This window comes from Syntrophorhabdales bacterium, assembly GCA_035541455.1.
In the GTDB taxonomy this organism is placed as follows: domain Bacteria; phylum Desulfobacterota; class Syntrophorhabdia; order Syntrophorhabdales; family WCHB1-27; genus JADGQN01.
The window spans coordinates 1-20,759 of sequence record DATKNH010000046.1; the positions used below are offsets into that span (position 1 = coordinate 1).

The 20,759-nt window shown below is 53.8% G+C and carries 17 protein-coding genes; 12 read left to right on the forward strand and 5 right to left on the reverse strand.

What is annotated here, in order from left to right:
* Positions 1 to 205: 205 nt before the first annotated feature.
* The 3 genes from VMT71_05015 to VMT71_05025 all read right to left on the reverse strand — a co-directional run bounded on the left by VMT71_05015 (position 206) and on the right by VMT71_05025 (position 3,424).
* Positions 206 to 1,354 (reverse strand): ATP-binding protein, encoded by a 1,149-nt coding sequence (locus VMT71_05015; GenBank protein HVN23308.1) that lies wholly within the window; start codon positions 1,352 to 1,354, stop codon positions 206 to 208.
* 327 nt (positions 1,355 to 1,681) lie between these two features.
* On the reverse strand, positions 1,682 to 2,155 hold the full coding sequence (locus tag VMT71_05020) for a PDDEXK nuclease domain-containing protein (GenBank protein HVN23309.1): 474 nt from the start codon (positions 2,153 to 2,155) through the stop codon (positions 1,682 to 1,684).
* Between the two features lie 114 nt (positions 2,156 to 2,269).
* On the reverse strand, positions 2,270 to 3,424 hold the full coding sequence (locus VMT71_05025; GenBank protein HVN23310.1) for a Fic family protein: 1,155 nt from the start codon (positions 3,422 to 3,424) through the stop codon (positions 2,270 to 2,272).
* Positions 3,425 to 4,013: 589 nt separating this feature from the next.
* On the opposite strand from VMT71_05025, the gene VMT71_05030 reads away from it, so the two are divergent.
* The 12 genes from VMT71_05030 (at position 4,014) to VMT71_05085 (ending at position 15,428) form a co-directional block, all read left to right on the forward strand.
* Entirely contained in the window at positions 4,014 to 5,237 is a 1,224-nt protein-coding gene (locus tag VMT71_05030; protein ID HVN23311.1) for an MFS transporter, read from the forward strand.
* Positions 5,238 to 5,412: 175 nt separating this feature from the next.
* Positions 5,413 to 6,291: a branched-chain amino acid ABC transporter permease gene (locus VMT71_05035; GenBank protein ID HVN23312.1), complete on the forward strand. Its 879-nt coding sequence runs from the start codon at positions 5,413 to 5,415 to the stop codon at positions 6,289 to 6,291.
* Positions 6,288 to 7,298: a branched-chain amino acid ABC transporter permease gene (locus tag VMT71_05040; GenBank protein ID HVN23313.1), complete on the forward strand. Its 1,011-nt coding sequence runs from the start codon at positions 6,288 to 6,290 to the stop codon at positions 7,296 to 7,298. Before VMT71_05035 ends, VMT71_05040 begins: the two co-directional genes overlap by 4 nt.
* Complete coding sequence (locus VMT71_05045) at positions 7,295 to 8,071, forward strand: ABC transporter ATP-binding protein (GenBank protein HVN23314.1); 777 nt, start codon at positions 7,295 to 7,297, stop codon at positions 8,069 to 8,071. Before VMT71_05040 ends, VMT71_05045 begins: the two co-directional genes overlap by 4 nt.
* Positions 8,071 to 8,844, forward strand: coding sequence for an ABC transporter ATP-binding protein (locus VMT71_05050; GenBank protein ID HVN23315.1), 774 nt, complete (start codon positions 8,071 to 8,073; stop codon positions 8,842 to 8,844). Before VMT71_05045 ends, VMT71_05050 begins: the two co-directional genes overlap by 1 nt.
* 123 nt (positions 8,845 to 8,967) lie before the next feature.
* Positions 8,968 to 10,161 carry an ABC transporter substrate-binding protein gene (locus VMT71_05055; GenBank protein HVN23316.1) on the forward strand — a complete coding sequence of 398 codons (1,194 nt, stop codon included), beginning with the start codon at positions 8,968 to 8,970 and terminating at the stop codon, positions 10,159 to 10,161.
* Positions 10,162 to 10,212: 51 nt separating this feature from the next.
* Positions 10,213 to 11,418 carry an ABC transporter substrate-binding protein gene (locus tag VMT71_05060; protein HVN23317.1) on the forward strand — a complete coding sequence of 402 codons (1,206 nt, stop codon included), beginning with the start codon at positions 10,213 to 10,215 and terminating at the stop codon, positions 11,416 to 11,418.
* A 71-nt stretch (positions 11,419 to 11,489) separates the two neighbouring features.
* Positions 11,490 to 12,740, forward strand: coding sequence for a uroporphyrinogen decarboxylase family protein (locus tag VMT71_05065; protein ID HVN23318.1), 1,251 nt, complete (start codon positions 11,490 to 11,492; stop codon positions 12,738 to 12,740).
* A gap of 142 nt (positions 12,741 to 12,882) precedes the next feature.
* A complete protein-coding gene (locus VMT71_05070) occupies positions 12,883 to 13,713 on the forward strand; it encodes a hypothetical protein (GenBank protein HVN23319.1) in 831 nt (276 codons plus the stop codon).
* 66 nt (positions 13,714 to 13,779) lie between these two features.
* Positions 13,780 to 14,424, forward strand: coding sequence for a hypothetical protein (locus VMT71_05075; GenBank protein ID HVN23320.1), 645 nt, complete (start codon positions 13,780 to 13,782; stop codon positions 14,422 to 14,424).
* Between the two features lie 250 nt (positions 14,425 to 14,674).
* Complete coding sequence (locus tag VMT71_05080; protein HVN23321.1) at positions 14,675 to 14,920, forward strand: hypothetical protein; 246 nt, start codon at positions 14,675 to 14,677, stop codon at positions 14,918 to 14,920.
* A 130-nt stretch (positions 14,921 to 15,050) separates the two neighbouring features.
* The gene (locus VMT71_05085; protein ID HVN23322.1) at positions 15,051 to 15,428 is read left to right on the forward strand and encodes a PA2779 family protein; all 378 of its coding nucleotides are present in this window, start codon (positions 15,051 to 15,053) and stop codon (positions 15,426 to 15,428) included.
* A gap of 160 nt (positions 15,429 to 15,588) precedes the next feature.
* Here the strand turns inward: VMT71_05085 and VMT71_05090 are convergent, their stop codons facing one another.
* Positions 15,589 to 17,685 carry a glutamine synthetase III gene (locus VMT71_05090; GenBank protein ID HVN23323.1) on the reverse strand — a complete coding sequence of 699 codons (2,097 nt, stop codon included), beginning with the start codon at positions 17,683 to 17,685 and terminating at the stop codon, positions 15,589 to 15,591.
* Between the two features lie 401 nt (positions 17,686 to 18,086).
* Positions 18,087 to 20,717, reverse strand: a complete 2,631-nt coding sequence (locus VMT71_05095; protein ID HVN23324.1) for a hypothetical protein — start codon at positions 20,715 to 20,717, stop codon at positions 18,087 to 18,089.
* Between the last annotated feature and the right edge of the window lie 42 nt (positions 20,718 to 20,759).

Genomic DNA, 20,759 nt, shown 5'->3' on the forward strand with positions numbered 1-20,759 from the left:
AGAAGGCTGGTTACGGAAACTGCGGCATGACAAGAAGCTGGTTATCGTGGCGGCTGCCCAGGCCCAGAAAGCGGCAAGCTACATCCTCAACGAGGCCCCTTGAGATGTCCTCGTTAGAGTAGGCGGGCCGGTCCGCAATCAAGCCCCGGCTGACCCGGTTGCGAACTGTAGAAAGCACCGGAACATTCACGGTAGTTGCCATTGTTTAGTCGTGCACGGTCACGAGTTGCTTCAGGTAAAGATCGAATAGGGGATCGACTACGTGGTAACGGCCATCTTCATCGCTTTTTTCTATGTAATCGAGGGCAATCAAGTTCTTCAGGGCGGGCTGGGTGCTGCCCGGCGAAGACAGATTGTGGCGCTTCAAATACGTTGTCGATAGAGGACTTGTAACAGGTTCTGCAGAGAGGGCATGGAGAACCTGCTTCCACACAGGATACAATCCCTCCAGTTTCGCCTGATAGAAGGGCTTCTCCTCCTGAAGAACATTCCGGAGGGCCTTTTCGTAATCGCTGCTTTTTACGGTACCGCCGCTCAGCTCGTAGATGGAATAGGGTATCCTCTGCAGATAATAAGGATAGCCCCGCACCCTGTCGTATATGCGTCCTGCGATCTGTGGTGAGCATGTCTTGTTTCCTGCCCTGAACTGATCGATAATGAAGGCAACGGCTTCCTTCCTGGGAAGCGGACCGAGAGCATAATTAATAGCACTCTTGTAGAAGGGCCGCTTCTCGTCATTGAAGATATCGAGGAGAATCCTCCGCCTGCTGCCCACAAAGAAATAGCTCACGTTCCTTTGCGTCTGAATCTGTGAGCGCAGCATGCCCTCTATTTGTTTTGATTCACGCAGCTCGGTTATCTCCTGAAACTCGTCAAGAACGATGTGGAACCCCGGGCCATGCTCTTTGACAAATCTGCCGAAGAGCGAGAAGGTCTCTTCAAGGAGCTTAAGGCCGTTTAGCTGAGTTGTGGGCTCCGCGGTGATGGTAATGCCCATCTCCGGGTCTGGCTTGATAACGGGCCTCCATATGCTGATAAACTTCATGGCTTTCTTGAAGAGGGTCTCGTTATGGTGACAGTAAGAGTAAGAATAGGTGGCGAACCTGGTGGCGACATCTTCCAGAGAATCGATACCGAAAAAATCCACATAGACGGTGATCATTCCGTTCTCGTGCAACGCTTCCTGAACGCGCTTGACCAGGGAGGTCTTGCCAAAGCGGCGGGGGGAATAAAGAACGACATTGGCGAAGTTGCGCGCATGAGAGGAAAGCTCCTTCATCTCATTCTTCCTATCGCAGAATGGCCCGTCAATTGGTATCTCTTTCAACGAAAAAGGGTTTCTGATGTAGTTCATATAGACTCTATAGTATAGAGTCCTTCTCGTAGAGTCAAGTCTTTTTTCTGCAACAGCCATAGGATGGGCTTTCCTATCCCATCGGACCATTTTCCCCCTTCCTCAAAAGAAGCGTAACCATCAAACGGTTCTCTCCCGGTCCGCCCACCCTTTAGCGGCTGTCCGCATGCCGCCGCAGACGATAGACGTAGCCACCTTTCCCGAGGACCGAACCCTGTGACAATTAAGTATACAGAAGAGATTTCCAGGGTTTCTGCTTGGACGGTCATGCCTTCTCTGCGACAGCTTTACCTTTTTTATGTTTCGGCAGATCCACATCCAATTTCTTCAGCTGTCCTTCGAGGAATTGCAGCATTTCCTCTTTTCTCGGCAGTTCGAGCTGATACTTAGAAACGAACAATTGATTATCCGCATGCCGGCCAATGCGTATTCAACAAGAGCGTGATCCCTCTTCGTACAGAGAAGGATACCGACCGGCGGATTGTCACCTCCACTCATCATGTTCTTCCTGTACCAGCTCACATAGGTATTAAGCTGACCGATGCTCTCATGAGTAAATGCTTCCATTTTGAGTTCCACCAGGACATGGCATTTCAGGATGCGGTGATAGAAGACAAGATCAACAAAGCCGTGTGTGCCTCCAATCAAGATACGCTGCTGCCGCGCCTCAAAACAGAATCCATGGCCAAGCTCCAGCAGGAAGTCCTGAAGCTTATCGAGCAGGGTGTCCTCTAGATGAGATTCGCCCATTATCTCCTTTGGTTTGAGATCGAGGAACTCGAAGATATAGGGATCTCGAATCGTGAGGCGCGGTTCGGCTGGCTAGACAGTGTATAGCTTTTTTCGGGATAGGTCGGTTAGAACGGACGCACCTTCTTGAGGTGCGGAAGACTAACCGAAGAAGAAGCAAAAAAATTATAACGTGTCTTGTGTTCCCCTGCCAATGATGGCGACGTACTGGCGGAAAGCGTACTTTCTGTACCTCTTCTTTCCGGTGATCTCAGTCAAGATCCCTGCTGCTTCAAACTTTTTCACGAGTTCGCTGGCAGTCTCTTTCGAAACCCTCAGCCCCTCAATGATATCGTTTACGCTGATCACTGGCTTTGCAAACAGGAGATCAACGAGTTTAACCCCGTATATGCTGGCTATGGCTCGCGAGTACAATTCCTCATGCAGCTTCTCTTTAAGACCCATTATCTCGCGCGCAGTAGCTGCAGCCTCAGCAGATGTCACGTACACCCCTTTTAGGAAAAATTTAATCCACTCTTCCCAAGCCCCTTCCGTTCGGATTTTTTCCAGGAGATCGTAGTAGTCCGACCTATATTTCTTCAGGTAACAGCTTATATACAAAAGGGTCTTGGAAAGAATCTCCTTCCAGACCAGGTAAAAGGTGATGAGCAGTCGGCCTATCCTGCCGCTGCCATCAAGGAACGGGTGTATCGTTTCGAATTGGGCGTGGATGAGCGATATCTTCACGAGAGGAGGTATTGTGTCTTTGGCATAGAAAAACTTTTCGAGATCGCCCATGCTCTCAGTGACTAGGCTGGGAGGCGGCGGAATAAACGCGGCTTCATTAAGGGTTGCTCCCGACAGCCCTATCCAGTTTTGAGAGCGTCTGAATTCACCCGGAGCCCGATGCGATCCGCGGGTCCCTTCGATCAATAGCTTATGAACGTCTTTTATGAGTCTTAAAGACATGGGAAACTCTTTGAGCCTTTCGATGCCATAGTTCATGGCGTTGATGTAGTTGATGACTTCCAGAACTCCTACCATGTCTCCTTTCGGTGCAAGATCGGCCTCGAACTCCAGAACGCCTTCGAGAGAGGCCTGGGTACCCTCTATCTGCGAGCTGAGAAGGGCTTCTTTTTTCACATACATCCCGATGAACAGATCAGGATTCGGGAGAACTGTGGCGATGCCGTCTAGCCTAGCAAGTGCCCGATCGGCCTGAGACAGCAAGGTTTGAAGCTCATCATCATAGCGGAGAGGAGGCTCTGGCGGCAGAGGATTTGGGATAAATGCTTTGTAGCCCGCCGCTTGAGTGATGAATTTTCCTGCTCGGTTCTTCACAAGTCAACTCTGCCTGACTTATACCTGAAAATTCCAGCTAAGTCAAGATAAGTTGACTTAGAAATTAGATTACAGGCGTAAGTCAACCGAAGCGAGCGTTGGCCGAAGTGTGCCGCGTCCCTTGGTTGTAGGACAAAACCGAAATTTACAGTGTGGCAAATTTGTGTCAGAAAGCAGCAAAAAGGGCCGGAACAGATAGAAAATACCGTAAAGGATAGAAGGCTTATTTTAACTTCAACAACAATAACTTAGGTGTAAATCCAAGCGAGAGCTCCCGTTTCTTAAAAACCTACTTTTCAAATCCTAAGTCCAGTGCGTCTGCCAATTCCGCCACTCTCGCGTGCCTTTATTTTATGCGGTTCTACAGAGGGTGTCAATTCCTGCGAGGGGTACGGACGCTTCGCGCCGAAACGCGAAGAATCTGCTTCGCAGGGATCGCACCCTGACATCGTCGCACTGAATGCCGGAAGGTCCCCGAGAGTCGGTCTTGTCCGGGAGCGCACGCAAGTCATTGACAAAGAGACGGCCGGCCGTCATAGTATTGAGCAGCTTCTGTAACATTCAACACAATGGACTGTCGGGGTCTTCCGTGACGAGAAAGCTCTCGCCCGCTCTGTTGCTCTTCATCCTTACGGGCATCAACCTCTTCAACTATTTGGATCGTTATGTGCTCAGCGCGGTCAGAAGCCCTATGGCCGATGACTTTGGCCTGAGCTATGGTGAGTCGGGCCGCCTCTTCACTGCGTTCATGCTCGGCTATTTTCTCACCTCACCCGTTTTTGGTTACCTGGGCGACCGCGCTTCACGCAAGGTCCTCATCTGCATCGGCATTTTTGTTTGGAGCGTCGGCACCGTGCTCACCGGCTTTGCGCAAAGTTTCGCGCTGCTGCTCTGTTTCAGGGCGATGGTGGGCGTGGGTGAAGCGAGTTACGCGACTCTCAGCCCCAGCCTCATCGCGGACAGCTTTGGTCCGGAAAAGCGAAACAATGCGCTCACCCTATTCTACACCGCCATACCGGTGGGGTCCGCTCTTGGCTACATCCTGGGCGGTGAGATAGCGTCCCACTGGGGCTGGCGCCAGGCCTTCTACTGGGCCGGGGCACCAGGCCTTCTACTCGCGCTTGTGCTCCTGCCGTTTCGTGAGGCCAAGCGGGGCGAGTCGGAAGGCCGCGAAGTGGCAAAGCCGCGCACGGAAGACCTGGTTCGCCTTTTCATTACCGCGGACTACAATATTGTTGTCTGGGGCTACGTCGCGTACACCTTTGCCCTCGGAGCGTTTGCGTTTTGGGGACCCACCTTCTTTGAGCGCGTGCACAGGCTCCCAACTGCGCAGGCTGATAATTTCTTCGGCGGGATGATCGTCGTGGCCGGCGTGGCGGGAAGTCTCATCGGCGGTTTTCTCGCCACAGCATGGAAGAGAAGCAACCGGGCGGGATATGCCTTGCTGCTCTGCACTTCGGTCTTTGCGGCAGTCCCGTTATCCTTCCTCGCGCTGGTCGTGCAGACGACACCTGCGGCCATGACGCTTTTGTCGTGTGCCATCTTTCTTTTGTTCTTCTGCACCGGTCCGGTCAACACGCTCATCCTGGAGACCGTCCCTGCCAACGTACGCTCGAGCGCGATGGCAGTCTCCATCTTCATGATCCATCTGTTCGGCGATATGTATTCGCCTGAAGCGGTGGGCAGGTTGGCAGACCACCTGGGTAACGACTTGCGAAAAGCGATCCTGATTCTCCCTGCGGCCCTCCTCATCGCAGCTCTTCTGTGGATGTTGCTGGCTCTGAGAATCACAAAGGCCGGCCGTACCGTGTAGAAGATTCCTCGAAGGGAATGGCGATCCACGGACTGCGCATTGTACCCATCCTTCTCCTGGTTCAAGCAGCGCAGACAATGCGGCGGTCGGCTTGATGGAAGAGCGGTTTTTCGCTTGACTCAACATATTCTCTTACTTTAACCTGTAGCTTCATAGCAAGGGGGGGGAGCTTCTTTTGACACTCTTGTCGCAAGCCCTGCAGTACGCCATTTCTGGCCTGACCGGCGGAAGTATTTATGCGATTATCGGTGTTTGCTGGAGCCTCGTCTACCTGGTAACCACAGTTCTCAATTTCACCACCGGCGAATTCGTCATGCTCGGCGGCATGCTCACCTGGGGCTTGCACAAGGCAGGCGTCGGCCTTGCCTTTGCCGCGTTCATTGCCACTACCTGCACGATCGTAATTGCCATCATACTTGAGCGTGTGGTGATCAGGCCCGTAAGATTTCCGACAGAGATGACGTACATGATGCTCACTATCGCCTCCGGCTCAGTCATCAAAGGCGTGATCCTTCTTGTGTGGGGGTCGGAGACGCGAAGCATAGAGCCGTTTTTCGGTGCAACAGTCGTCCATTTTTTTGGTGCCACTATAACGCCTCAGGTGATTGCCATCTTCTGTCTCCTTATTGTGGTGAACGCGAGTCTCGCCCTCTTTCTCAGCCGCACGCTTTTCGGAAAGGCGCTGAGGGCGTCCGCCGTCAACATGATCGGCGCTCGCCTCATGGGCATCGACATCAGCATGGTGCGCCTCTTCTGCTTCGGTCTTGCCGGCTTCCTCGGGGCTTTAACCGGCATTTTCATCGCCCCGGTCACATTCACGGGTTATGAAATAGGGATGCTCACCGGATTGAAGGGGCTTGTGGCTGCGATCGTTGGCGGGTGGACTATGACAGGAACAGTAATTGCCGGGCTGGCGTTGGGACTGGTGGAAGGGCTGTGCGCCGGCTTCATTTCCGCCGGGCTGAAGGATGTGTTCGCTCTCCTGATCATGATCATCTTCCTTATCTGCGAGACGATAAGCATTGCACCGCGCCGGAGGAAAAAAACATCGTGAAACGAGCGGCCATTCCGTGGATCGCCATCGCATTGATTATCGCCGGCCTGCCCCTTGTCACATCAAGCAACTACCTGGTCGGCACCATGTGCTTCGTTGCCATTTACGGGACGCTGGCCGTGGGCATGGGCATACTGCTTGAGCTTGCCGGAATTTTTTCTCTGGCACACCCCACGTTTTTTGGCCTGGGAGCCTATTCAGGGGCTGTGATAGCAGTCAAACACGTTGCGCCGCCGTGGGCTGGCACCATCATCGGGACTGTACTGGTAACCGCGGTTTCTTACCTCATCGGCGCCCCGCTGCTGCGCCTGAAAGGCTTTTACCTGGCATGCGCGACATTCGGCCTGCTCGTCATCGTTGAAATCTCACTGGGACAGTTTGGGAGCCTCACCGGTGGCCATGAGGGTCTCGTCGGCATTCCTCCGCTTTCGATCGCCGGCTACGTGTTTGAAAGCGACGTTCAATTCTACTATCTCTCGTGGGCATTCTGTCTCGGGCAGCTCTGGTTCCTCTCCAATGTCATGAACGGCCGCGTGGGAAGAGCCATACGCTCCTTCCACGACAGCGAAACAGCGAGCAGGAGCATGGGCGTCAATATATCCCGGTACAAGCTTCAGATTTTCATGCTGACCTCTGCCATCGCAGCCATAGCGGGAAGCATTTACTGCTTTTATCTTCGCTTCACGCAACCCGGCATTTTCGGCTTTCCCCTTCTCGTTGATCTGATGACCATGCTGATCATAGGAGGTGGAAAGACCATCTGGGGTCCTCTTCTCGGCAGCTTCGTCATTACATGGCTCCGTGAACTGATCCACGGGTATCTCGGTAATATTCTGCCGAGAATGACGGGAGAGGTCGATGCTGTCTTCTTCGGATTTCTCATCATCATAATACTCATCTTCATGCCCGGAGGCCTTACCGGTTGGATATTCAAGCTGGAGAGTTGGCTCAGGGAAAGGTTTTTCAAAAGCGCACATGCCTCAGGCCAGCCAACAGGAGGGATATGACCAACCCCCCAATTCTTGAAGTCAACCTGCTCACCAGGCATTTCGGCGGCATCCGCGCGCTGAACGACGTCTCGCTTACGCTGGAGCAGGGAAGCATAACGTCGATGATAGGCCCGAACGGCGCGGGAAAAACCACCTTCGTCAATGTAGTCACCGGCGTCCATCCTCCCAATAATGGTTCTGCGAAATTCGCGGGACACGACACCACGGGTATGGCGCCTCATCAGATCGCTGCCCTTGGCATAGGCCGAACATTCCAGCTGGAAGAGCTCTTTGTTGGCATGAGTGCGCTGGAGAATGCAATGGTCGGGTGCCATACCAAGAGCCGCTGTGGTATATTCGCAACAGGGTTCAGGCTTCCCTTCGCCAGAGATGAGGAGAGAAAGATCAGGGATGAGGCGGTGGACAATCTCAGTCTGGTAGGCCTCGCCGGCAAAGCATCCTACCCGGTGACAAAATTGCCGCTGGGCGAGCGAAAGCTTGTCGGCATAGCCCGTGCGCTCGGCATGAAACCGCGGCTTCTGCTGCTGGACGAGCCGGCCGGAGGATTGGCTGCCCATGAGGTCGAGCGGCTTACGACGTTGATCTATGCTCTGGTCGAACGGGACATCACCATATTCATCATCGAACATAATATGCCGTTCGTCATGTCTCTGTCTGAACGGGTCATCGTACTCAATGAGGGGTACAAAATCGCAGACGGCGCTCCCGCAGATATAAGAGGTAACGAGCAGGTGATCAAAGCGTATCTCGGTGAAGAGGATTCACACTGATGGAACTATCGACGCCAGAATGCCGGGTTCCGGAACGAAGAGATCCTGCGGACCTTCAGTTGAAGATCGGTGGGCTCTGCACTGCCTACGGCGAGGCACAGGTTCTGAGGGACGTCGATCTGTCTGTGTACGCGAACGAGGTGGTGGCGATACTCGGAAGCAACGGCGCCGGAAAAACCACGCTCCTGCGTGCTCTCACGGGGCTCGTGCAGCCTACGCGGGGCGGTATTGTGTTCAGGGGAGATGCTATGGAAGGCTTGCCGCCGCATGCGATCATCAGGAAGGGCGTTGCCAGTGTTCCCGAAGGGCGGCAACTCTTTGGCACCATGACTGTGTGGGACAATCTTCTCCTTGGCTCATACTCTGTGAGAGGCGAGGTGCGGAGAGAGACCGTAGAATCCAGACTGGATATGATCTTTCTCCTTTTTCCTATCCTCAAAGAACGTCTCACGCAGAGGGCGGATACAATGTCGGGAGGTCAGCAGCAGATGCTGGCTATCGGGCGTGCGCTCATGGCAAATCCGAAACTTCTCGCCCTTGATGAGCCGTCGCTCGGCCTTTCGCCCAAGCTTGTCGGTGAGATGATGCAGGTGCTGAAGCGGATCTGCAGCGAATGGGGCCTCTCTCTTCTTCTGGTTGAGCAGAACGCCCGGGCTGCGCTCAAGATAGCGGATCATGTGTACGTGCTGGAGCGCGGAGAGGTGGTGCTCCACGGAACCTGCGGCGAAGTAGTGGAAAGTGAGCAGATACGCCGGGCCTATCTGGGAGGGTAGGAGCAAGACCGCTGCGCTCGGACGAGGCGAAGTCCCCAAAGGGGGGAAGACCGCCCTTCGGGCTTGGAAGATGGAAGAGAAGGACATAAGCTCTAAACAAAAACAAAGGAATAAGGGGGAAGCATGAGATGTGCACTCTGGATTGTTTTGTTTGTTGTGTTGACAGGAGCAATGCTGGTGGCCGCTCAGTGCGGCGCAGCGGAATTGGCGCCTTATCCGATAGGCGTCAATCTTGAGTTGACCGGCAGAGTATCGAGCCTCGGCATTCCGGTAAAGAGAGGCTTCGAGATTGCTTCCGACGCCGTCAACGCTGCCGGGGGCGTCAATGGACGCAAACTGAAGGCGGTCTATTATGATAATGAGAGCGATCCTGCAAAGGCCGTCATTCTCACGAAGAGGCTGATAGACGTTGACAACGTGATTGCGTGTACGGGTTATGCGCTTTCAGGTAATGCCATGGCAGCGGTTCAGACTGTTGAGAGCGGCAACACAATTATGATCGCCGGCACAGCCACTGACAAGCTCTGGATACCGACAAAGAAGTGGGTCTTCAATATTGTGCCACGCCAGAGGGAAGCATCGATCCCTGTGCTCCTTGATACGCTCCTGCAGAGGGGCTCGAAAAAGATTGCCTACATTTACATTGACACGACGTATGGACAGACAGGCAGGGAAACCTTCGACGTCGTGGCCAAAGAAATGAAAGTGTCCCCTGCCATCATCGAGAAGTACGCGGCAGGAAGCACTGATGTGGGTCCTCAGATTACCCATATCAAAGCATCAGGTGCGGATGGTATCCTGATGTCCGGGAATGTCGCCGATAGCGTCATGGTAATCAAGAATGCGCGAGATCAGGGATTCACCGGCCCCATCGTGTGCGATTATGCCATCGTCGGTCCTGAATTCATCGAACTCGGGGGCAAGTACGTTGAGGGCATTGTCACCACATCGCTCAAAGCGCTTATTGCACCGGAGCTTCCGGCGAATGACCCTCAGAAAAAGATTGCCATGGATCTTTACTCGAAGTACACCCAACAGTACGGAACCTTCAGCCTCTATTCAGGCCATTCCTGGGACATGGTGTACCTGATCGCGGAGGCTCTGAAGAAGGTCGATCCGAATCTCGATCCGTCAAAAAAATCAGATGTGCCGAAGATACGGGAACAGCTCCGGGACAATCTTGAGAAGGTCAAAGGGTTTGTCGGTCAGAACGGTACATTCAATTTTGCGGCTGATAATCACAACGGTCTCGGGCCCAAGTGCTACGTCCCGGTCGCGGTGCAGAACGGCAAATGGACACTCTATAAAACAAAATGAAAGGCATCGGTCGACAGCACCATCAAACGGAATTACAAAGGGGAGGTAACGATGAAAAAGAGTAATGCAGGAATGTGTGTGATTATCTCTATTCTCATGTGCAGTTTTGTTATCATCGCTGCCGGCGTGAGTCATGCACAGAAAGCAGCGGTCTACCCGGTGGGCGCGGTCTTTGACCTGACCGGCATAATCTCCAGCATTGGAGGTCCTGAAAAGCGGGGGCTCGAAATAGCAGTGGAAGCGGTCAACGCAGCAGGAGGCGTAAACGGCAGGCAGCTCAAAATGACAGTGTACGATTCGGAAAGTAACGCAACCAAGGGTGTGACCGAGACCAAGCGCTTGATGGACGTGGACAAAGTTATCGCCGGTCTCGGCTATTCTTCCACGGGCGTGAGCATGGCAGCCATACAAACCGTGGAATCAGGTAAGATGGTGATGCTCAGTGCAGGAGCTTCAGAGAAGATCTGGATTCCTACCAATAAATGGGTTTACAACGTTGTACCGCGCCAGAGAGAGGCGTCAATCCCCACACTCCTTGACGTATTGCAAAAACGGGGAGCGAAGAAGATCGCCTACATCCACATCGACAATACCTTCGGCCAGACAGGCAGGGAAGTCTTCGACTGGGCGGTTAAAGAGATGAAAATCACACCTGCCATTGTCGAGAAATATGCAGTGAGCAGTACCGATGTCGGCCCGCAGATCACCCATATCAAAGCTGCCGGTGCTGATGGCCTGCTCATCACCGGGCAGATGGCAGACACGGTTATGGTCATCAAGAATGCCCGCGACATGGGCTTCACCGGGCCCATCGTTGCAGACTATTCCATCGTCGGACCGGAGTTCATTGACCTGGCAGGAAAATACGGTGAGGGGATCGTAACAACATCGATCAAGACCCTTGTAGCGCCTGATCTTCCTGATAATGATCCTCAGAAAAAGGTAACGATGGATCTCTACACCAGGTACACCAAGCAGTACGGCGCCTTCAGCCTCTACGCGGGTCACGGGTGGGACGAAGTCTATCTGCTCGTCACGGCCTTGAAGAAGGTTGACCCGAAGCTCGATCCAGGGAAGGATGCGGATCTCGTTAAGATACGCGCTCAGATCCGGGACAATCTGGAAACGATAAAAGGTTTTGTGGGACAGAATGGTATTTTTAACTACTCGCCTGACAACCACAACGGGCTTGGGCCTAACTGTTATGTGCCTGTCGTTGTAGAGGGAGGTAAGTGGAGGCTCTACAAAGGGAAGTAGCTTTTTTAGCTGGCCAGCTTGCAAGCTTGTTAGCTTGCCGGCATGCAACGAAAAATCAATAGGGGTGCATCATGGCTAAGACTGCCGAGGAGCTTTACCAGGAGCGTGAAAAGAGAGTCATGGACGCAATTGCGTTGAGGAAACCGGATAGAGTGCCTATCATGGTGCTCTTCGGTTTCTTTCCTGCGCGATACGCGGGCTACTCGATTGAAGAAGTTATGTACGATCCAGACAAACTCTACAACGCCCAGATGAAGGCGCTGCTCGATTTTCAACCTGATATGGATCAGGCGCCCTTCGCAATCCGTTTCCTGGGCCCAATTCTGAGCGCTCTCGATTTTCGGCAATTGAAGTGGCCAGGCCGCGGTATCAGCGGGAATAACACCTATCAGTTCGTCGAAGGAGAATACATGTCGGCGGACGAGTACGACCATTTTCTTCTCGACCCGTCTGATTTCATGGTGCGGAAGTACTGGCCGCGCGTCTGCGGCAAGCTCAAGGGACTGGAGAAGTTGGGCCCGTTACACGGGATCATCACCTACTACATGGGATTCAACACAGGACTCGCGCCTTACAGTCTCGCCGAAGTAACTGAGGCTTTTGCAGCCATGCAGAAGGCGGGAGAGGAGTCAATGCGCCTGCTCACCTACTCGCGCCGTTTCGTGACCGAAGCGAAGGAGAAAGGATTCCCGATGCAGACCGGCGCCTTCACGCAGGCGCCCTTTGACACGCTGGGTGATTTCTTCAGGGGCACAAAAGGTCTTATGCTCGACATGTACCGGAGGCCCGAGCAGGTGATCAGGGCGTGTGAGAAACTCCTGCCCATAATGCTTGAGACAGCGCTCAATGCTGTCAAGGTTTCTGGTAATCCGCGCGTCTTCATCCCGATCCACAAAGGGCTCGACGGATTCATGTCACTGGACCAGTTCAAAAAGTTTTTCTGGCCCACGCTTCAGGAACTGATGCAGTCGTTGATCAAGGAAGGCTGTTATCCATTTCCCCTGTGGGAAGGAGACTGCACTTCTCGTCTGCCGGTCATCAAGGACATTCCTGCAGGGAAAGCGTGTTACGCCTTCGAGGCAACAGACATGGTGAAAGCTAGAGAAATCCTGGGGGGGCGGGTATGCATCCGAGGCAATCTTCCGCTTTCTCTGCTGATAGCCGGAACAGCGGACGACGTGCGCAAGCAGGTGAAACACCTGATTGACACGGTCGGCAGGGACGGGGGCTACATCATGGATGCGTCAACAGGGCTTGATGACGCAAAACCGGAGAACGTGAAGGCCATGTTTGAAGCCACGAGGGAATACGGCGTCTACTGAAACCAATCTTCCATAATTGTCGAAGAATCGCGTACATATTCGACCATCTTGTCGGGTTTCGCCGCACGGCATTCGAACAGTTTAATGATTGTAAGTACTTGAGAGCTGATATACCGGGTATGATTATTGCTCTCTTACAGGTATGACCAGGGATACCAAAAAGCTCTTTTTCATAACAGCGCTTTGCTTTGCTCTCTCCGTGACCCAAGCGTACGCGAAAGGTGGCGGCCATGGCGGCGGGGGTCGCGGAGGCGGAGGAGGCGGACATTCCTCCGGCTTCTCGGGCCACGGTTTTGCCTCGGGTTTCTCCGGGCACGGGTTTGCCACCGGTTTCACAGGACGTGGCGCACAGGCCACGGGGTTCTCGGGACAGGGCGGGTTCGCAACGGGTTTCTCCGGACGCACGTCGACCGGCGGGTTCCAGACACACAGCGGGCTCTCGGGCAGCCGAACCTATTCGGGCGCACCCTCGAACGTTAGCAGAGGGCCGGCCACCGGCGGATACAACCAGTACGCGGCCTACAGTGGATCGAGAACTTCTGCCGCAAGCTATAGCGGTGGTTATGTTGGAGGCCATTACTATGGAGGACACTACTACCCCGGAGGGTATTACGGCGCCCACCGCATGTACTACTACAGAGGCTACGCGCCCTACGGCGCGACCTTTGGCTTCTTCCTCGGCGGGGTTGTGGTCGGCGGCGTCTACAGCCCGTACTGGTGGCCCTACTACTCTGTTCCGGTTCCTCCTGACTACTATGACCCCTACTACCAATTCCCCTCTTCTCCCCCTCCATACGTAATGGAGGTTCCTCCTCCCGAGACCACCACAGCATACCCTGAGCAGCAGGGCTACGCTGCGGCGCCGAACCAGTGCTACGCACCCAAGATGGACGAAAGCGGCACTATCATCAACGAAAACGGCAATCCTGTCCCTGATTTTTCCAAGCCTGTACCCTGCCCTCCCCAGCAATAACAAAAACAGCGTTGTGCATCTTAAAAAGGAACTGCACTTTTTTGCATCTTGTGTAATACTATTTGTGTGAGCAGGCAGCAAACCGCGGGGAAACCGGTCCTCAAGACTGGCAAGCCACCGAACCGCAAAGAACGTCGGAAAGAACTGCAGGCAACAGTGCACAGGCCTGATACTGTCGTTCCGCAATCAACATCGAGCCTCTCTGCAAAAACAATCTTCACATCTCCTCTGTTCTGGGTAGTCCTTGTGGTAGCGATTGGAAGCCTCATGTTTATGGACTATCCCAGAGTGTCAATTCATCCTGGAAAAAGCGTGCGGCCGGGTCAACCCTTCGAAATTCCCTTTGTGCTTAAGAATGAGGGCTACATGCCCATCGATGACATCCGTTATTCTTTATCGATGGAAAATATCCAATTCGGGCAGGGCAGCACCTTGCCCCGCGCATACTCCGGGGTAAATGGAACCAGCATATCGCGGCTCACCCGTGGGGAATCCTCCACAATCCTTTTGAATCCCTTCATCGATCTGTTGAAGCAGAGCTTTGGCATCGTTCTGCCTCCGAAGGCAGTAACGTCGGCTGAGATTTCCATAGACTTTTCGTATCGGCCATACCTGATACCTTACACCTTCAGCAAGCATCTCCGATTCACGACAAAACTGAACGACGCAGGCACAGACTACGTGTGGTCAGCGTCTGGCAATCAGAAATAACGCACAGGCTTTTTATCCTGCATCATTTAACGGCTCAACCAGGCAGGTAGGGAAATTCCTCCGTCCCTGTATGAGAATTTCATACAGGTTTTCGTGCGTCAACGTGCGCTCCTATAGTTGCTAGCAGCAGATCTCAGAATAGATACAACCTCTTATCGCCGTTGCGTCCGCTATGGACAGATGGAACAGAACTTGCTCCGCTTATCAGCGCTGGAATGCGACGAGACGATTTTGTCTTCAAGGAGTCATTATGCTAACCAGACAGTACGCGACGCTTCATGACCGTCTTTCCATCGAGATTAGGCCCCGGTGCCCCAAGTGCAAGAAGGAATTCATACTGAACCTGCAGAATTACCTTCCGGACAAACAGAGGGCGTGCTTTGCGTGCGGTACCGTGACACAATTCGATACAGAACTCGCCGAAAAGCTCCAAAAACAGATCGCAGAGCTTGAAGCCTCCATACAGGAAATTTTCGAAGCGTTTCGATCCGAGTAACATCGGGTAGTAAAACAGACCCCGCGTTGCCACCGACACCATTGCAATAGAAAAGATTCGGTATCAAGAAAAGTAACGGGTTGCGGCTGTCCGCAGCTCTACAGCATACGACATAAGGAGGTTCGGCGGAATGAGAAAGCTTCTGGCTTGCTATCTGGTGATTGTGATCTTTGTCATCGGGATGGTACCCCGCGCCGACGCGGCTTTTTCACCATCCGATCTGCTTACGCTCAGCCCTTCAACCAGGGCCGGCGATGCGGAGAAGATACGTACCGTGCTTGAAAACAAACTGGTCCGTCAAAGACTCCAGGACCTTGGTTACAGCACCGATGAGATCGCAGGCCGGCTTGCCGAGCTTTCTGATCAGGAGGTGCACTCAATAGCGCAGAAGCTGGACGACCTGAGGGTCGGCTCCGACGGCTTAGGCTTCGTCATCGCCATTCTCATCATTGTTGTCCTCGTGTTGCTTATTATTCACTTGACCGGGCACAGGGTGCTCGTCAAGTGACGATCGAGACTGCAGGAGAGTTGCCTCGGATAGAGAGGCTCTGACGTAAGGCTTGGAGAACAGGCGGGACACTGTGTCCTCTTGGCTGGGGACACAGAAAAATAAGGATACGAGAGGAGAAGGGGCAGCCAGATACGCCCCTTCTCTAAATTATTCTCAATTACAGCTTGAACAGCAGGTCCGCATAACTGGGTACCGGCCACATATCCTCGGGAACGAGCATTTCTAACGCGTCGATATCTGCGCGCAGGGCCTGTATTGCTGTGACCACATTATCCCGGTAGCTTTCTGCCTTCTTCACCGTATTCGTAATGCCCTGCGCCTTCGCGACCGCTGCTTCAAGCCTGCCCAACGTCCTGTAAGAGGACTCCAGCAGCGACCCTATCTTCTCCAGAAGATCCTCCTGTACCGACGCCATGGCCGATGCTGATTTGAAGCTTTCGGCGGAGTCGGCGAGGAAAGTTGCATATTCGATCACTGCAGGTATGAACTGCTTCTTCACCATGTCGATTGCTGCCAGTGCTTCTATATTGATCTGCTTCGCATAATGGTCAACATAGATGTCGTAACGCGAATGGAGTTCTTTGCGCGACAGGACTCCGTACTTATCAAACAGCTTGAGTGCCTTGTCCGTAACGAACGCTTTTAACGCGTCAACGGAGTTGGCTACGTTGGGAAGATTCCGCTTTTTCGCCTCTGCCATCCATTCTTCCGCATAGTTATTTCCATTGAAGATCACGCGGCTGTGCTTCTTGTAGATCTCTTTGATGATCGCCGCTGCTTCGGTGTTCTTGTTCTTGGCCTTCTCCAGCCTGGTGGCAATTTCGTCAAAGGCTTCTGCCGCGATGGTGTTCAACGCCACATTCGGCCCTGAAATCGACTGTGCCGAGCCGACGGTCCTGAACTCGAACTTGTTACCGGTGAATGCGAACGGCGAGGTCCTGTTGCGGTCGGTGTTGTCCTTGGGGATCGCGGGAAGAGTGTCCACGCCGACCTTAACGAACTGTCTGCCTCTTGAGGAAATTTTTTGGCCTTTTGAAATCTTATCCAGAATGTCGGTCAGATCCTCTCCCATGAAAATGGATATAATGGCCGGAGGCGCCTCGTTCGCTCCAAGGCGGTGATCGTTGCCCGCATGCGCACAGGTAGCGCGCAGGATATCCGCGTGCGTATCCACTGCCTTGATCAGTGCGCTCACAAACAGCAGAAATTGCACATTTTCTGCGGGCGTATGGCCTGGTTCCAGTAAATTGATGCCGTCGTCCGTTGAGAGCGACCAGTTGTTATGCTTTCCCGAACCATTGATGCCGGCATACGGTTTTTCGTGTAACAGGCAGACCAGGTCATGACGGAGCGCGACCTTCTGCATAGTCTCCATAACCAGCTGGTTGTGATCCGTGGCAACGTTGGTGGTGGCAAAAACCGGTGCCATTTCGTACTGCGCCGGTGCAACTTCGTTGTGCTGGGTCTTGGAAGTGATGCCCATCTTCCACAATTCGGTGTTGAGGTCCCGCATATAATCGGAGATCCTGTCTTTGATGGCGCCGAAGTACTGGTCCTCCAACTCCTGCCCCTTTGGCGCGGGCGCGCCGAAGATCGTCCGACCAGTGAGCATAAGATCGAGCCGCTCCAGATAAAATTTCTTGTCGACAAGAAAGTACTCCTGTTCCGGACCAACAGTAGACGTTACTCTCATGGAAGTGGTGTTGCCGAGAGCCCTGAGCACGCGTAGCGCCTGTTTTGACGCGGCTGCCATGGACCGCAGCAGTGGTGTTTTTTTGTCGAGCGCTTCGCCGTTGTAAGAGTAAAAGGCGGTGGGGATTGTAAAGGTGACATTGCCGCTTTCGTCGGTCTTGAGGAATGCGGGTGACGTGCAATCCCACGCGGTATATCCCCTGGCTTCGAACGTGGCGCGCAAACCGCCGCTGGGAAAAGAGGATGCGTCGGGCTCGCCCTGGATCAACTGCTTGCCGGAAAACTCCAGAATCACGCCTCCGTCGGCGGTTGGAGATATGAAGGAATCGTGCTTCTCGGCGGTTATCCCGGTGAGCGGCTGGAACCAATGGGTATAGTGGGTCGCCCCTTTCTCAATCGCCCAATCCTTCATGGCGTTCGCAACCACGTCGGCAACATCGGGGCGCAGCGGCGTGCCCTTTTCAATCGTTTCCTTCAGAGCCTTGTAAATCTCCTTGGGCAACCGCTCCTTCATCACCTTATCGTTAAAAACGTTGGAACCAAAGACTTCTGTCAACTCCATGATTTTCTCCTTTTCACATAAATATACTAATGCCTACGCACATGGCTTTAGCCTGTATGCATCACCCGTCAAATCTATGTGAACTTCTTTGTTCGATATCCTTGAATCCAGTGTGGACGCTGAAGGAAGACGCACGTCACTGTGCGCCCCATAGTCTAATGTATTTCAAAAACTTTTACAAGTGCGTAAAGCTGTCCTGCCCGTGGTGCAATTGAAAGCTCCGTCCAAGCCTGAATCAAGAATACATCGCAGCGGACTGACTAATCACGCCGAGGCGAGTTTCGATGGATAACGAGGCGATCCGAGGCTTGGGATGCGAAGGCGTACCTTGGGGTACGTCGAAGCAGCACAGGCCGAAGGGCAACGACGTTAGACGCGAAAGGCGCCCGGCGTCAGCAGGTTTAGTCTTCCCATTCTTCAAGCGATGCTTCGGCCATCTTCCCTGTCAGCACGGCCAGCTTCACCGCTCTTATGGTGCGGTACACCTCTGCAGGCTGCCGCTTCACACCATCAATCATCAGCAGATCCTCGTCGATCGAGATGCCGAAGAGCTGCTCATTTTCCTGCAGGTAGGGTAAGATAAGCTGCCAGTCTTCCTCCGAGAAATCACGGAACTCGCCGCCGTTGAGCTGTTCCGGCACGAGTGTGCGATGCGGGTCACGCACGAAAATAGCACCACCGGACGCAAGAGAGAAAAGGTTAGAACCCGGATAGGGCGTTGACAGCGCGGTTACATTCCCGTCGTCATCCATGGTCAAACCATTGAGCACCACAAAACCCCCACCGTTGTGCGGGTCACCGGCCATGAAAGATTCGGCCAGAAAGTCGAGCACTGTGCCGTTGATCACAACGCGTGGTTTGCCTGCAGCATTGATCAAAGGCCTTCCTGCGGCGTTCCCCAGCACATAGACTTCACCGCCTTTGGCGCCGTACATGAAAGTCTGCCCCACGTCGCCGTGCACCACCAGCTTTCCGCTCTTGAGAATCTGGCCGAGCTGGTCCTGGGCATTACCGTGGACGTGAATCTCAAGGCCGTCTATGCCGGAAGCGAGGTAGTCACCTGTAGCGCCGTAGGCGTCGATGCGCACACCTCGTGTATCCGGGCCGAGTGAACAACCGAGAAAACGCTGCCCCTTGTGACCGAACGCAATGAAGCGTTTCCAACCCAGTGCATAGGCATCCGTCACCAGACGCGAGTGGCAGTCGTCCCCCTCCGCGGCAAACGCTTTTACATCAACGACGAGTACTTCTTCACCACGCTTTGGCTTACGGAGCTTCTCTCGAGTGGCGTAATCTATTCTCACAAAATTGCTGGTCTTGCGCGCGTCGATAGCTGGAATCGCTCTGAAAATCTCATCAAGGCTTGTCATAATCATCTGGACAATAGACCGGCGCCGCTTGCAGCCGATTGGATATCGACGGTCAAGAAGATGTGTCAGAACCTCGATGACTGTTGCTCTGAACTTATCAGATGAGGCCATGGACGAAAGGTGTTGGAGCGCCACGCGTACCTGCTCATAGTCCCATGCGACAAACTTCTCGCTCAGAAATGCAAAGACCCACTGGGCATTACCTTTCTTCACCAGCTCTTCGATTTCCTGTCGCACGGCTGCATCAAGCGCGCACGAACTCAGACCGTTACGGAAGTCATAAGGCTCCCGTTCTTTCGGTACATCGATCACACGGCCGAACTTGTCCGTGCACGTCAGCGCGTTCCCGTTTCCTTTCGGGTCGACCGTGAAGATAAAGGCTCCGCCGTCTGTGTAGCTACCGCCACGGGCGTTCCAGTACTTGTCCGCGACCGTGCCGAACCGGGGATCTTCAGCTGCCAGACTGTCGAGCGTTGCGTCGATGGCCTGCTTCTCCGAGCAGATAAGTCCTATCTGGAAATCACCCTTCTGCAGCGCGAAGACCTGCGGCCTCAGCATCGCCGTATCGGTGATGCCTATCAGCTGAAACTTTTTCTCCTTCGGCAGCGTGCGGGCAATAATGAAGAACCACGGTCCGTCGGGCGAGCCATGGATCTGGGTTGCCTGAATCTGTCGGTAGATGCGCTGCCTGTCCGGAGGAAGGTGGTCAAAATCCATCTCCGCAGTGGGGGCGAGTGATTCAATGATGTACTCGAGGGGATAGCCGTAGACGCGGTTGAGCAGGTCGAACACCTGGATGGAAACCTCGGTATCCGTCAGGAAGAGAGGGAATATATTCCGTTGCCGCAGATATTCAGTCACCGAATAGTAGTTGGCAAAGTCGCCGTTGTGCACGAGTGCCTCATCCAAACCGATAAAAGGGTGTGCCCCGCCCGGATGCCAGACGCGCCCCTTGGTCGGATAGCGCTGGTGCGCGATCCAGATGTGGGCTTTGAAGCCCTCGAGCTTGTAGTACTGCGCCACCTGCTCGGCATATCCAACGATCTTCAGGATCATCATGTTGCGGCCGTGCGAAAGCACAAAGGCCCGCTTCTCGCCCAGTGAACTGTAGTAGGTGTAGTTGAGCTGAAAGCTGTTCTGGTAGATGAACTCTTCTTCTGTCTTTTCCGCTGAGAGCGCAAGGAGGCCGCGCTCCTTCTGGAATCGTTCGAGCGCTTCGGGCTTAACCCTGACGAAGTAGCGCTTCACCGCTGGCGGCTTCATCTCCAGACCAGGGACATCGCGGTAGTCGTCAACCGTATCGAGGAAACCCTCGTGGTCGACACGGAACTGAGGCCGGATGAACCTTGCTTCCATCTCGGGAAGAGCCGTCTCATCCAGAAGCGATATCTGAATGCAGAAATCCTCGTCCAGCACTTTCTGGCTCACGCCCAGTTGGGTAGGATCGAGCCCTGCCGCGGCTATGCCGCCGCCCTTTCCATTCCCGCGATTGTGCATCTGGACGGATGGTTCAAAGATGTGGCGACCGCTAACCGGGATGCTGCACGCAAAACCGGTAACACCGCAACCACCCTCCTCAGCCTCCTTCTGGCCAACCGGAGGCGCGTACGCCCTCAGGTGAGCGCGCGCACTAAGTATCGCCTTGATCTCCGACTCTTTCATGACCTCTTCCTTCTAGCCTTTATCCTTTTTCCTTTCGCCTCG

Bases quoted from the DNA above. Each gene is read 5' to 3' on its own strand.
- VMT71_05015 (HVN23308.1), bottom strand. From the start codon at position 1,354: ATGAACTACATCAGAAACCCTTTTTCGTTGAAAGAGATACCAATTGAC.
- VMT71_05045 (HVN23314.1), top strand. From the start codon at position 7,295: ATGACCAACCCCCCAATTCTTGAAGTCAACCTGCTCACCAGGCATTTC.
- VMT71_05050 (HVN23315.1), top strand. From the start codon at position 8,071: ATGGAACTATCGACGCCAGAATGCCGGGTTCCGGAACGAAGAGATCCT.
- VMT71_05055 (HVN23316.1), top strand. From the start codon at position 8,968: ATGAGATGTGCACTCTGGATTGTTTTGTTTGTTGTGTTGACAGGAGCA.
- VMT71_05060 (HVN23317.1), top strand. From the start codon at position 10,213: ATGAAAAAGAGTAATGCAGGAATGTGTGTGATTATCTCTATTCTCATG.
- VMT71_05065 (HVN23318.1), top strand. From the start codon at position 11,490: ATGGCTAAGACTGCCGAGGAGCTTTACCAGGAGCGTGAAAAGAGAGTC.
- VMT71_05070 (HVN23319.1), top strand. From the start codon at position 12,883: ATGACCAGGGATACCAAAAAGCTCTTTTTCATAACAGCGCTTTGCTTT.
- VMT71_05080 (HVN23321.1), top strand. From the start codon at position 14,675: ATGCTAACCAGACAGTACGCGACGCTTCATGACCGTCTTTCCATCGAG.
- VMT71_05085 (HVN23322.1), top strand. From the start codon at position 15,051: ATGAGAAAGCTTCTGGCTTGCTATCTGGTGATTGTGATCTTTGTCATC.
- VMT71_05090 (HVN23323.1), bottom strand. From the start codon at position 17,685: ATGGAGTTGACAGAAGTCTTTGGTTCCAACGTTTTTAACGATAAGGTG.
- VMT71_05095 (HVN23324.1), bottom strand. From the start codon at position 20,717: ATGAAAGAGTCGGAGATCAAGGCGATACTTAGTGCGCGCGCTCACCTG.